Source organism: [Actinomadura] parvosata subsp. kistnae, from assembly GCF_900323885.1.
GTDB lineage: Bacteria > Actinomycetota > Actinomycetes > Streptosporangiales > Streptosporangiaceae > Nonomuraea > Nonomuraea composti.
In genome coordinates this window covers 46,465-58,452 of the sequence record NZ_OOHJ01000032.1, presented here as the reverse complement: position 1 = coordinate 58,452, position 11,988 = coordinate 46,465, and the positions used below count along the sequence as shown (strand labels likewise).

12 protein-coding genes are annotated in these 11,988 nt (G+C 73.0%); 11 read left to right on the top strand and 1 reads right to left on the bottom strand.

Annotation, left to right across the window (positions count from 1 at the left end; all coding sequences use genetic code 11):
• Nucleotides 1-51 precede the first annotated feature (51 nt).
• Together KIS93_RS60765 and KIS93_RS60760 are read left to right on the top strand one after the other, a co-directional pair.
• Nucleotides 52-846: an IclR family transcriptional regulator gene (locus KIS93_RS60765; RefSeq protein WP_080038459.1), complete on the top strand. Its 795-nt coding sequence runs from the start codon at nucleotides 52-54 to the stop codon at nucleotides 844-846.
• A gap of 29 nt (nucleotides 847-875) precedes the next feature.
• Nucleotides 876-2,816 carry a flavin-containing monooxygenase gene (locus tag KIS93_RS60760; RefSeq protein ID WP_080038460.1) on the top strand — a complete coding sequence of 647 codons (1,941 nt, stop codon included), beginning with the start codon at nucleotides 876-878 and terminating at the stop codon, nucleotides 2,814-2,816.
• A gap of 42 nt (nucleotides 2,817-2,858) precedes the next feature.
• Here the strand turns inward: KIS93_RS60760 and KIS93_RS60755 are convergent, their stop codons facing one another.
• Nucleotides 2,859-3,638, bottom strand: coding sequence for an enoyl-CoA hydratase/isomerase family protein (locus tag KIS93_RS60755; protein ID WP_230466143.1), 780 nt, complete (start codon nucleotides 3,636-3,638; stop codon nucleotides 2,859-2,861).
• Nucleotides 3,639-3,771: 133 nt separating this feature from the next.
• On the opposite strand from KIS93_RS60755, the gene KIS93_RS60750 reads away from it, so the two are divergent.
• From KIS93_RS60750 to KIS93_RS60710, 9 genes are all read left to right on the top strand, one after another.
• Entirely contained in the window at nucleotides 3,772-4,152 is a 381-nt protein-coding gene (locus KIS93_RS60750; protein ID WP_080038461.1) for a nuclear transport factor 2 family protein, read from the top strand.
• Between the two features lie 111 nt (nucleotides 4,153-4,263).
• Entirely contained in the window at nucleotides 4,264-5,412 is a 1,149-nt protein-coding gene (locus tag KIS93_RS60745) for a serine hydrolase domain-containing protein (protein WP_080038462.1), read from the top strand.
• Nucleotides 5,409-6,272, top strand: coding sequence for an SDR family NAD(P)-dependent oxidoreductase (locus tag KIS93_RS60740; RefSeq protein WP_080038463.1), 864 nt, complete (start codon nucleotides 5,409-5,411; stop codon nucleotides 6,270-6,272). Before KIS93_RS60745 ends, KIS93_RS60740 begins: the two co-directional genes overlap by 4 nt.
• Nucleotides 6,269-7,216, top strand: coding sequence for an alpha/beta hydrolase (locus KIS93_RS60735; protein WP_080038464.1), 948 nt, complete (start codon nucleotides 6,269-6,271; stop codon nucleotides 7,214-7,216). The genes KIS93_RS60740 and KIS93_RS60735 overlap by 4 nt, the downstream gene beginning before the upstream one ends.
• 13 nt (nucleotides 7,217-7,229) lie before the next feature.
• Nucleotides 7,230-8,141: an SMP-30/gluconolactonase/LRE family protein gene (locus KIS93_RS60730; RefSeq protein ID WP_080038465.1), complete on the top strand. Its 912-nt coding sequence runs from the start codon at nucleotides 7,230-7,232 to the stop codon at nucleotides 8,139-8,141.
• Nucleotides 8,142-8,158: 17 nt separating this feature from the next.
• Nucleotides 8,159-9,061: an SDR family NAD(P)-dependent oxidoreductase gene (locus KIS93_RS60725; protein WP_222108154.1), complete on the top strand. Its 903-nt coding sequence runs from the start codon at nucleotides 8,159-8,161 to the stop codon at nucleotides 9,059-9,061.
• Nucleotides 9,058-10,278, top strand: a complete 1,221-nt coding sequence (locus KIS93_RS60720) for a cytochrome P450 (protein ID WP_222108153.1) — start codon at nucleotides 9,058-9,060, stop codon at nucleotides 10,276-10,278. The genes KIS93_RS60725 and KIS93_RS60720 overlap by 4 nt, the downstream gene beginning before the upstream one ends.
• A gap of 26 nt (nucleotides 10,279-10,304) precedes the next feature.
• Nucleotides 10,305-10,616: a 2Fe-2S iron-sulfur cluster-binding protein gene (locus tag KIS93_RS60715; protein WP_230466476.1), complete on the top strand. Its 312-nt coding sequence runs from the start codon at nucleotides 10,305-10,307 to the stop codon at nucleotides 10,614-10,616.
• Complete coding sequence (locus tag KIS93_RS60710) at nucleotides 10,613-11,887, top strand: NAD(P)/FAD-dependent oxidoreductase (protein ID WP_155127018.1); 1,275 nt, start codon at nucleotides 10,613-10,615, stop codon at nucleotides 11,885-11,887. Before KIS93_RS60715 ends, KIS93_RS60710 begins: the two co-directional genes overlap by 4 nt.
• Nucleotides 11,888-11,988: the final 101 nt, after the last annotated feature.

Below are 11,988 nucleotides of genomic sequence, written 5' to 3'. Positions count from 1 at the left end.
GTGCCATGCAGGCACAATGTGCAACCGGCGATGCGGCCGGGGAGGCGGAGCATGACCACGGCACAGAGCCCTGGCTCACCCATCACCATGATCGACAGGGTGGCGTCCCTGCTGCAGGTCTTCGACGGTCACCCTCGGCTCACCCTGGCGCAGATCGCGCGGCAGGCCGACCTGCCGCGTTCCTCGGCGCACCGGATCCTGCAACGGCTGGTGGAGCTCGGCTGGGTGGAACGGCAGGGCTACCAGTACCGCCTGGGCCTGCGCATGTTCGAGCTGGGCAGCAAGGTCGTCCAGCGCGAGCGCCTGCACCAGGCGTGCCTTCCGTTCATGTACGCCCTGCACCGCTCCACCGGCTTGACGGTGCACCTCAGCACGCTGCTGTCGGGCGAGGTCCTGCATCTGGAGCGCATCGGCGACTGGCCGGAGAGAGGGGAGACCTGGCGTCCCGGGGGCCGCCAGCCCGCCGCGCACTCGGCCGCGGGCCGCGCCATCCTCGCACACCTCACCGAAGCCGACTGGCCGGACCTCACCTTCCCCCCTCCGGCCACCGTGTACGGCGTCCGCACCCGCACCCAGCTGCGACGCGACCTGGAACGTGTGCGCGACCGCGGCGGCGTCGCCGTCGACGTCCAGGGCTGCACCGCGGGCATCACCGCGGTGGCGGCCTCCATCGGCCCATCCGGCGGCAGCCTGCGCGCGGCCCTGTCGCTGTGCGGGCCCGCCGAGACGGTGCCGGTCCAGGAAGCCGGCGACGCCGTGCGCATCGCCGCCATGGACATCTGGTACGCCGCCTCCGGCCTGACCCGCCGCCCCGCGCGTGTCCCAGCGATCACCCGCGCCTGCTGAAACCCCCCATGCGAAGGAACCACCGACCCATGACGCTGATATCCCCGGACCAGCCCACCTACGTCCTGGCACCGGTGACCGACGTCGACCGCCGGGCCCTCGACGCGGCCATCGACGTCGCCGAGCCGGGCGCCCTGCTGATGGCGCTGGTCCACCACAGCGGGGACACCGCTCTCCTCGACGAGTTCAGGGCCAGACTCGACCAGGAGCGAAGCCGCACCCAGGCGATCATGGGGGAGTACCCCGCGACGGTCGCGGCCGAGGTGCGCGAGCGCGCCCGGCACCTGCTCGCAGGACCGCTGATCCCCCGGATCGCCGTACCGGACGACGCGCTGTTCCGCCGGATGGCCGAGCTGTGCGTGGACGACACCGTCGGCGAGGAGTACGTCCCCCACCTGCGCGAGCAGGGCGGCTTCGAGCCCGCCCGCCGGGTCGTCCCGGCCACCCGCAAGCCGCCGGCCGGCTTCACCGTCGCGATCATCGGCTGCGGCATGATCGGCCTGAACGCCGCGATCGAACTCGGTCAGGCGGGCTTCCGCTACCAGGTGTTCGAAGAACGCGACGACCTCGGCGGAACGTGGTCGCGCAACACCTATCCGGGCGCGGCCGTCGACACGCCGAGCCACTTCTACTCCTACTCCTTCGAGCTCAACCCGCGCTGGTCGAAGTACTACCCGACAGGACCGGAGTACCTGCAGTACCTGCACCACGTGGCCGGCAAGTACGACCTCTACCCGCACATCACCTTCTCCGCCAAGGTGCTCGGCTGCCGCTGGCAGGAGGACGACCAGATCTGGGAGATCACCGTCCGGCACAAGGACGGCTCGGTGCGCACGCACCGGGCCAACGCCGTGGTCACCGCGACAGGCGTGCTCAACGCGGCGGCCATCCCCGACATCGACGGCATCGACACCTTCGACGGTGAGACGATGCACACCGCCGAGTGGCGCCATGACGTGGACCTCAGCGGAAAACGGGTGGTCGTCCTGGGCACCGGCTGCACGTCGGTCCAGGTGGTGGCCGCGATCGCCGGGCAGGTGAAGTCTCTGGACGTCGTGATGCGCCAGCCGCACTGGGTCATCCCCGAGCGCAAGGTCGCCGCCGACGTGCCCGAGGGCATGAGGTGGGCGCTGGAGCACATCCCTTATTTCCACCAGTGGTTCCGCGTCAAGACCTACTGGTGGGCCGCCGACAAGGGCTATTCCATCCCGCGCATCGACGAGGAGTGGTACGCCACGCACGTCTCCTCGTCCCCGGCCAACGACATGGTGATGCGGGTCTGCCTGGACTACCTCGACCGGTCCTTCCCCGACCGTCCCGATCTGAAGGAGATGCTGACGCCGGACTTCCCGCCGTTCGCCAAGCGGATCGTCAAGGACCCCGGCTTCTTCGAAGCCGTCAAGCGCGACAACGTGTCGCTGCACCGCGGCTCGTTGCGGCGGATCCGCCCGGACGGCGTGGTGACGACGGAGGGCGAGTTCATCGCCGCCGACGTCATCATCTGGGCCACCGGCTTCAGGCTCGAATACCTCGGCTTCCTCGACGTCGTCGGCCGCGGCGGCATCAGGCTGGCCGAGGAATGGGCCGAGGAGAACCCGAGAGCGTACCTCGGCATCACCGTGCCGGGCTTTCCCAACTTCTTCGTCACGGCGGGCCCGAACGCCGCGCCCAACCACGGCGGCGGCCACAACGTCACCAGCGAGGAGCACGTCCACTACATCGTGGAGAGCCTGCAGTACCTCGTCGAGAACGGCCACACCGCGATGGAGCCGACGCGGGAGGCGACCGAGGACTACAACCGGCGCGTCGACGAGGAGCTGGACAAGACCGTCTGGAAACACGGCGGCACGGCGAACGGGTACTACCGCAACAAGGCCGGACGCGCCTGGGTGGCCTGCCCGTGGCGGCTGGTCGACTACTGGGCCATGCTGCGCGCGCCGGAGCCGCGCGACTACGTGTTCACCGGCTGATCGCCACCCGAGGGGTGCGGGGCGGCCCGCACCCCAGCGTGGTCACTCCCCGCGGAACACCGGTGGCCGGCGCTCCAGGCTCGCCGCGATGCCCTCGGCGCAGTCCGCGGTCGCCCACAGCCGCGCCTGCTCGGCCAGCTCGTGCTCCAGCGCCTCGGCGACCCGGCGCGCCAGACCGGCCCGCAACGTCGAGCGGATCGACCGCACCGCCAGCGGGGCCGCCGACGCCAGCTCGCGGGCCCAGGCCAGCGCCTGCTCGCGCTGCCGGCCGGGCTCGGCCAGCCGATCGGCCAGGCCGATGCGATGTGCCTCCTGGCCGCGCACCGGCCGGCCGCTCAGCAGCATGTCGGCCGCCGCCTGCCGGCCGACGATCTCCGGCAGCGTCACGCTCAGCCCGAACCCCTGATGAAAGCCCAGCATCGCGAAGTTCGCGACGAACCGGGTGTGCTCATCGGCGACCCGGAAGTCGGCCGCGCAGGCCAGCCCCAGCCCTCCGCCCACGGCGGCGCCCTGGACCGCGGCGATGATCGGGGTCCGGATCTCGAACAACGGCGCCGCCCGCCGGTACAGGCGCCGCGCCACGGCGGCCCGGTCGCCGTCGAAGGCGCCGCCCGTCCCGAAGTCGGCGCCGGCGCAGAAGTGCCTGCCCTCGGAGGCCAGGACGAGCACCCGGCAGTCCGCGCTGCCGTCCAGGTCGCGGGCGGCGTCCACGAGCAGCCCGATGAGCTGCTCGTCGAAGTAGTTGGCGGGTGGCCGGCGCAGCTCCAGAAGCCCGATCCCGTTCTCCACCGTGACCGACAGGTCCTCGCTGTCTGCTCGCACGAGCGGCCTCCGCAACGTCGGGGACGAGTACGCCTCCCACCCTGCCCGACGCCGGTCGCCGCCCGCGCCGAAGCGTCCGCTCAGTGGACGTCCGCCCTCAAGACGACGGGGATCAAGAGGACAGTACCTCTCCATGACCTCCGACATCGCCAACCTCCTGCACACGTTCGCCCGCCTGGCCGACGAAGGAACCCCGCACGACCTCGGCGCCCTGCTCACCGACGACGTCGAGTGGGCGATGGCCGGCGCGCGCTGGCGCGGACGCGAGCAGACCGTCGCCGGGCTGACCCGGATGCGCGAGCTCGGGCACGCCGGCCCCGGCTCGGGCAACCGGCACGTGATCACCAACCTGGAGGTGCACGCCACCGGCGACCGCGCCACGGCGCTGTCGTCCTTCCTGCTCGTGTCCGCCGGCCCGCCCGCGGCGATCGTCGCCGTCGGCTCCTATCGCGACGAGCTCACCCGCGGCGGGGACGGCCGCTGGCTGCTGGCACGCCGCGAGGTGACGACCTGAGACGCACAAGCCGTCCACTCACCGGAACACCGTCCCGCAACGGCGCCGCCTCCGCCCTAGCGTCGGGTCACCAGCCCGCAAGCGACGCCGCTCACCGCAGGGGGACAGCACATGACCACCACCGATCCTCGCCTCGGCGAGGCTCTTGATCGCGCGCTTGACCTGGGGGAGATCGGCATCGCCGTGGCCGCCTACCACCGCGGTGAGCTGATCGCCGACGCGGTCGCCGGAGTCACCGACACCGCCACCGGCGCGCCCGTCGACGAGCGCACCCTGTTCCCGGTGTTCTCCGTGACCAAGGGCGTCACCGCGACCGCGCTCCACCTGCAGGCCGAGCGCGGCCTGGTCGACCTGCACGCGCCGATCGCCCGGTACTGGCCGGAGTTCGCCGCGGGCGGCAAGCAGGCCATCACGGTCGAGCAGGCCCTGTCGCACCGGGCGGGCATCCCGCAGATGCCCGCAGGCGTCACCCCGGAGCTGCTGGCCGACTGGGAGTGGATGACGGACCGGATCGCCGCCTTCACCCCGCTGTACGAGCCGGGCACGACCAGCGCCTACCACGTCCTGGTCTGGGGCTGGATCGTCGGTGAGGTCGTACGCCGCACCGATCCGGCGCACCGGCCCTTCGACGTCTTCGTCGCCGAGGAGATCTGCGCGCCGCTCGGCGTCACCGACTTCCACCTCGGCGTCCCCGATGACGACCTCGCACGCGTGGCCACCCTGTACGGCGGCAACACGTTCGCGATCACCGACGAGCACGACATCAGCCCACAGGCCGTCTTCCCCGGCTCCGACGTGCACAACCAGCCGGTCATGCAGCAGGCCGTGGATCCCGGGGCCGGCGCGATCGCCACCGCGAACGCGGTGGCCAGGATCTTCGCGATGCTCGCCGAAGGCGGGCAGCTCGACGGCGTCCGCCTGTTGTCGCCCGGCCGGGTCGCCACGTTCACCCGCCCACGCACGGACCCGCACGCCCCCGACCGGGTGCTGACCATCCCGGTGTGGTTCGGCGCGAACGGGTTCTGGCTCGGCGGCGAGCCGGGCGCCTCCGACCCGCTCGTGGGCGATCACCGCTCCGTCATCTACAGCCCCGGCGCGGGCGGCTCCGTCGCCTGGGCCGACCTGCGCGACCGGCTCGCGGTCGCGATCTGCCACAACAACATGGACGCCCCGGTGAGCGCGGGACCCGGCAGCACCTTCGAGCCCGTGGTGCGCGCCATCCGCGAGATCGTCGCCGAGCGTGAAGGGAGCCTGCGATGAGCACGCCCAAGGACCTGTTCGGCGGCGGCGTCGCCGTCATCACCGGCGCCGGTGCGGGCATCGGCGCCGGCCTGGCCCGGTACGCCGCCCGCGAGGTCGGCATGACGGTCGTGCTCGCCGACGTCGACGCCGCCGCGATCGCCGCTCTGCGCGCCGAACTGGAGCGGCACGGCGGCCGAGCCCTCGACGTCGTCTGCGACGTGCGCGACCCCGACGCCGTCGAGCGCCTGGCCGCGACCGCCTTCCGGGACGCCGGTCCGGTCAGGCTCCTGGTCAACAACGCCGGCGTCGAACAGTTCGGCTACCTGTGGGACACCCCCGTCGCCAACTGGGAGCGCCTGGTGTCGATCAACATCAGCGGCGTCTTCCACGGCATCAAGGCGTTCCTGCCGCGCATGATGGCCGAGCCCGGCCGCTCGTGGGTGTGGAACCTGTCGTCCATCGGCGGGGTCGGCGCCGCCCCGCTGCAGGCGCCGTACATCATGAGCAAGCACGCCGTCCTGGCGCTCACCGAATGCCTGCGCCAGGAGGTCGAGCTCGCCGGGCACGGACACCACGTCCACGTCCAGGCGGTTCTGCCCGGCGCCGTGGCCTCGAACATCTTCGAGTCCGCCGGCGCCGTCGAGGACGGAGACGTCGCCGCCGCCGAGGACCACCGCGCGGCCATGCTGCGGATCAAGGCCCAGGCGATGGACCCCATCGACGCCGCCCGGGTGTTCTTCGACCAGGCCGCCGCGGACGAGTTCTACCTGCTGTCGCAGCCCTTCGTCGCCGACGCCATGGCCGAGCGCGCCGACACCCTGACCCGCCGCCGCGCCCCGCGCCTGCCGCAGGGCGAGTTCACCGTCCCCGCCTCATGACCTCGCCCGCCGAGCTGGACCCGGACGCCGCCGCCATCGCCGCCGCCCTGGCCGGCGTGCCGCCCATGCGCGAGCGCGGCCTGGCCGCGATCCGCCACGCCATGGAGACGATGCCGCTGCCCGCGGACCTGCCCGTCATGGCCGTCACCCAGGACCATCTGATCGACGGGCCGTGGGGGGAGATCCCGCTGCGCGTCCACCGCCCCACCCTCGACGAGCGCGCACCGGTGCTCGTCTACTTCCACGGCGGCGGTATGTGCCTGGGCTCCAACCACTCCTTCGAGCCGCTGGCCAGGCACCTGGCCCGGCACAGCGGCGCCACGGTGGTGTCGGTCGGATACCACCTCGCGCCCGAGTCGCCGCCCCCCGCCCAGTTCGACGACGCCTACACCGCCACCGTCTGGACCGCCGAACACGCCGCCGACCTGCACATCGACCCGGACAGGCTGGCCGTCGCCGGCGACAGCGCGGGCGGCACCCTCGCGGCGGCGGTCGCCCTGGCCGCGCGGGACCGGGGCGGACCGGCGATCAGCTGCCAGGTGCTCGCCTACCCCGGCCTCGACCGGGACCTGGCCGCCCGGTCGATGGCGCGGTACGCGCGGGCGCCGATCCTCAGCCGGGACGACGTCCTGTTCCTCAACGAGAACGCCGACGCCGGGCAGGGCCACCCGGACAGCCCCTACCGCATCCCCGCCTACGCCGCCGACCTGAGCGGGCTGCCGCCGGCCATCGTGGTGACGGCCGCGTGCGACCCGATCAGGGACTGGGGCGAGCGCTACGCCCGCCGGCTGCGCGAGGCCGGCGTCCAGACCACCCACACCCGCTACCCCGGCACCTACCACGGCTTCCTCGCCCAGTCGGACCACCTCGCCCGAGGCCGGCTCGCCGTCGCCGAGATCGGCGCGCTGCTGCGCGCCAAGTTCGCCCACCCGCTGCCCTTCTGACGTAGGAGAACCCGTGGCCGATCCGTTCGCAGACGCCCGCGTGCTGGCCGCCGAACAGCTGTCGAGCGGCTACACCTGGGCCGAATGCCCGCGCTGGCACGACGGCGCGCTGTGGTTCAGCGACATGTACGCGCACCGCATCGTCCGCCTGGACGACGACGGCACCCCGCACACCGTCCTGGACCTGTCGCGGCGCACGTCGGTCAACGGCACCGAGGTCATCCCCGGCGGGTTCGGCTGGCTGCCCGACGGCAGGCTGATCGTCACCTCCATGCACGAGCGGCTCGTCCTGGCCTTCGACGGCGAGCAGGTCACCGTCCACGCCGACCTGCGGGGGCTGGCGAGCGGGCCGATCAACGACATGGTCGTGGACGGCGACGGCCGCGCCTACGTCACCCAGCTCGGCTTCGAGCTGTTCCAGGGGGAGGAGCCGCGCGACTCGCCGCTGCTGGTCGTGGAGCGCGCCGGCACCGCACACGCCCTGACCGACCTGGGCGGCATGTCCGGCGCGAACGGCATCGCGATCACCGCCGACGGCAGCCGGGTGCTGACCGCCGAGGCGTTCGCCAACCGCATCACCGTGCTGGACCGCGACAAGTACGGCCGCCTGACCGGCCGGCGCGTCTTCGCCGAGACGCCCTCCTTGCCGGACGGCATCTGCCTGGACGACGACGGCGGGGTCTGGGCAGGAATGCCCGGGGTGGCCGTCGCGCGCTTCGCCGACGGCGGCGCCATCACCGACGTGGTGCCCTTCGACCCCGCCGCGGCCCTGCCGCCCGCCTGCGTGCTCGGCGGCGCCGACCGGCGCACCCTGTACATCTGCGCCGGCCTGGACGTCATGGACTGGGAGGAGTCCCGGCGCAACCGCCGCGGCACCATCTGGCAGGTCCCGGTCCGGGCGAGCGGCGGGGCGAACCGCCCATGACCGAGAAGGGATCCACTGTGGACCTGCTTTCCTTCCATGACCGCGTCGTCGTCGTGACCGGCGCGGGGCGCGGCATCGGCCGGGCGCACGCCCTGCTGCTGGCCGCCCGCGGCGCCGCCGTCGTCGTCGCCGACCTCGGCGCCCGCGTGGACGGCTCCGGCATCGACGGCGACGACCCGGCCGCCGGCGTCGCCGCCGAGATCCGCGCCGCCGGCGGGCGAGCCGTCGCCTGCCGCGCCGACGTCGCCACCGAGGACGGCGCCGCCGCCGTGGTCGAAGCCGCCCTGGCCGCGTACGGCCGGCTCGACGCGGTGGTCAACAACGCCGGCATCGTCCGGACCGGGCACTTCGACGAGATCCCGATCGAGGAGTACCGGCGCCACCTCGACGTGCACTTCTTCGGCTCGCTGTACCTCTGCCGCGCCGCCTGGCCGCACCTGATCGCCTCCGGCACCGGCCGGGTGGTCAACACGGTCTCCGCCGCGATGCTCGGCAACCCGCTGATGACCCACTACGGCAGCTCCAAGGGGGCCGTCTTCGCCCTCACCCGCAACCTCGCCATCGAGGGCGCCCCGCACGGCGTGCTGGTCAACGCCCTGGCGCCCGGAGCCGGCACCCGCATGGCCGAGAACTCGGCCGACTCGCTGTCCCCCGACGTCATGCAGTACCTGCGCACCCAGCTCCTGCCCGAGCACGTGGCCCCCGTGGCCGCCTACCTCACCCACCCCTCCTGCCGGGTGAGCGGCGAGGTCTTCAACGCCGCAGGCGGCACCGTCAACCGGCTCGCCGTCGTCACCACCGAGGGCATCCACGAGCCCGGCCTGACCATCGAGACGGTGGCCGAACGGTTCGGCGACATCATGGCCCTCACCCCGCAGGCGCGACCGGAAACCATCACCCTGACCTCGACGGAGAGATGATGACCACCACCCCCATCGAGTTCCCCTTCGCGCCCCGGCCCCCGGCCGAGGCCGTGGAACACCTGCGGCGCCTCATGGCCGACCGCCCCATGACCAAGGTCACCATGCCGTACGGCGGCGACGTCTGGATCGTGCACCGCAACCGGGCGGCCCGGCAGATGCTCAGCGACCGGCGCTTCGTGCGCGAGCCGTTCCGCACGGGGGAGCGGGAGGTGCCGTTCTTCGTGCCCTTCCCCGACTTCCTGCGCACGACGCTGCAGTTCGAGGACCCGCCCCAGCACACCAGGCTGCGCAAGCTGGTGCAGAAGGCGATCTCGCCGCGGCGCGTGCGCGACATGCGCGACTCGGCGGTCGCCTTCGCAGGCGAGCTGATCGACGGCATGATCGCGCGGGGCGGCGTGCGCAACCTCGTCGCCGAGTACGCGGTGCCGCTGCCCATCGAGATGCTCAGCTCGCTGCTGGGCGTGCCCTCGTCGGACCGGGAGAAGTTCGAGCGGTGGAGCTCCTCCACCCTGTCGGTGGCCGGGAAGTCCGAGCAGGAGATCGCCGCCGACATGGGCGAGCTGGCCGCGTACATGACCGACCTGATCGCCAAGCGGCGGGCCGAACCCCGCGACGACCTGCTCAGCTCCCTGGCCCACGCCCACGAGCGCGACGAGACGCTCACCGACGCCGAGATCCTGCCCATCGCGTTCCTGCTCATCGTCGGGGGCTTCGACAACACCGCCAACTTCCTGACCACCGGCGTGTTGTCGCTGCTGCGCTCCGACGAGCAGCGGGAGCTGTTCCTGACCGACCCGGACGGCCTGGCACCCACGGCCGCCGAAGAGGTGCTGCGCCACGGCGGCTTCATGATGGGCGGCCCCGTAGGAGGCGGAGGCGGCCTGGTGCCGTTCGTCGCGACGGAGGACGTGGTCATCGACGGGCAGCTGATAGCCGCCGGGGAAGCGGTCAGCATGGACCCGGGCGCCGCCAACCACGACCCCGACGTCGTACCGGACCCGGGCCGCTTCGACATCACCAGGACCGACAACCCGCACCTGATGCTCAGCTACGGCATGCACCACTGCCTCGGCGCGCCGCTGGCCCGCATGGAGCTGCAGGTCGGCCTGGCCGAGATCTTCAAGCGGCTGCCACGACTGCGGCTGGCGGGCGAGCCCGTGGTCCGCCACGACGTGCTGACCCAGCCGATGACCGACCTGCCCGTCACCTGGTGAACGCGAGGAACAGCACCTTGCCGAAAGTGTTCTACACCCAGCCCGACGGCCGCCAGGACGTGATCGAAGCGGCCGCCGGTGACTCGGTCATGCAGACCGCCGTCCGCAACGGCGTCTCCGGCATCGTCGGGCAGTGCGGCGGCTCGCTGTCGTGCGCGACCTGCCACGTCTTCCTGGCCGAGGAGAACGCCGACGACTTCGCCCCCGTCGGCGACGACGAGGACGAGATGCTCGACTGCGCCGCCACCGAACGCCAGGACAACTCCCGCCTGTCCTGCCAGCTCATCCTGCGCGACGGCCAGGAGGTCCACGTGACCGTCCCGGAAGCCCAGCTGTGAACCTGCTCATCGTGGGCGCCGGCCAGGCCGGCGTGCAGCTCGCCGGCAGCGCCCGGGACCTGGGCTGGGAAGGCCCCATCACCCTCGTCGGCCAGGAACCGCACGCCCCCTACGCCCGGCCCCCGCTGTCGAAGGCGTTCCTCAAAGGCGAGGCCCCGCTCGCCTCCCTCGCGCTGCGCAGCGCCGCCTTCTACGCGGACAAACGCATCGACCTGGTGACCGGGGAGCACATCGACCGGATCGACCTCGCCGGCGACGGCACGGGCACGGCCACCTCCGCCACCGGCCACCGCTGGAGGTTCGACCGGCTGGTGCTGGCCACCGGCGCGCGCCCCCGCCGCCTGCCGATCGAGGGCGCGGGCCTCGACGGCGTGCTGTCGCTCCGCGACGTCCGCGACGCACAGGCCCTCGCCGGGCGCCTGGCCACCGCCACCGCCGTGGTCGTCATCGGCGGCGGCTTCATCGGCCTGGAGGTGGCCGCCACCGCCGCCGCGGCCGGCATTCCGGCGACCGTGGTCGAAGCCGCGCCCGCCCTGATGAACCGCGTCGTCAGCACGGCCACGGCCGACATCGTCGCGACCGCGCACCGCGCCGCCGGCATACAGGTCCGCACCGGACTGCGCCCCGTCCGCCTGCGCGGCACGGACGGGGCGGTCGCCGCGGTGGAGCTGGACGACGGCGCGGAACTGCCCGCGGACCTCGTCGTGGTCGGCGTGGGCGCCCGGCCCCGCGACGAGCTGGCCCGCGCCGCCGGGCTGCGCTGCGACGACGGCATCGTCGTGGACGCCCGCTCCCTGGCCTCCGACGGCCGCACCATCGCCATAGGCGACTGCGCGAACCCGCCCGACCCGTCCCCCTGGTCGCACGACGCTTCACGGCTGCGGCTGGAGAGCGTCGACAACGCCGTCGAGCAGGCCACCTCGGCCGCCGCCACGCTGGCCGGCCTGGACCGCCCCTACCGCGGCGTCCCCTGGTTCTGGTCCGACCAGGGAAGGCTCAAGCTGCAGATCGCCGGGCTGGCCCGCCCGGACGACGAGGTCGTCCTCCGTCCCGGCCGGCGCCCGGGACAGCACACGGCGCTGCGCTACCGCGGCTCACGGCTGGTCGCCGCCGAGTGCGTCAACAGCCCCGCCGACTTCCTCGCCGTCCGCCGGGCTCTCGCCGAGGGCATCTCCCTGCCACGGACGACGGCCGGGGACACCGCTCTGCCGCTGAAGGAGCACCTCGCCGCCGCACAGCGCGCCGACACCATGGAGTTGCGCGGTCCATGACGGGCCCGTACGAACGCTGCCCGGCCGGCGCCGCGCGTGACAGCACGCCGGTGCCGCTGCCCCGCTCGGAGCGGGGCAGCGGCCTTTGAGGGTGTTCGGTG

What these genes read in the sequence shown, in the direction of transcription:
- KIS93_RS60765 (WP_080038459.1), top strand. Translation starts at nt 52, where the DNA reads ATGACCACGGCACAGAGCCCTGGCTCACCCATCACCATGATCGACAGG.
- KIS93_RS60760 (WP_080038460.1), top strand. Translation starts at nt 876, where the DNA reads ATGACGCTGATATCCCCGGACCAGCCCACCTACGTCCTGGCACCGGTG.
- KIS93_RS60750 (WP_080038461.1), top strand. Translation starts at nt 3,772, where the DNA reads ATGACCTCCGACATCGCCAACCTCCTGCACACGTTCGCCCGCCTGGCC.
- KIS93_RS60745 (WP_080038462.1), top strand. Translation starts at nt 4,264, where the DNA reads ATGACCACCACCGATCCTCGCCTCGGCGAGGCTCTTGATCGCGCGCTT.
- KIS93_RS60740 (WP_080038463.1), top strand. Translation starts at nt 5,409, where the DNA reads ATGAGCACGCCCAAGGACCTGTTCGGCGGCGGCGTCGCCGTCATCACC.
- KIS93_RS60735 (WP_080038464.1), top strand. Translation starts at nt 6,269, where the DNA reads ATGACCTCGCCCGCCGAGCTGGACCCGGACGCCGCCGCCATCGCCGCC.
- KIS93_RS60720 (WP_222108153.1), top strand. Translation starts at nt 9,058, where the DNA reads ATGATGACCACCACCCCCATCGAGTTCCCCTTCGCGCCCCGGCCCCCG.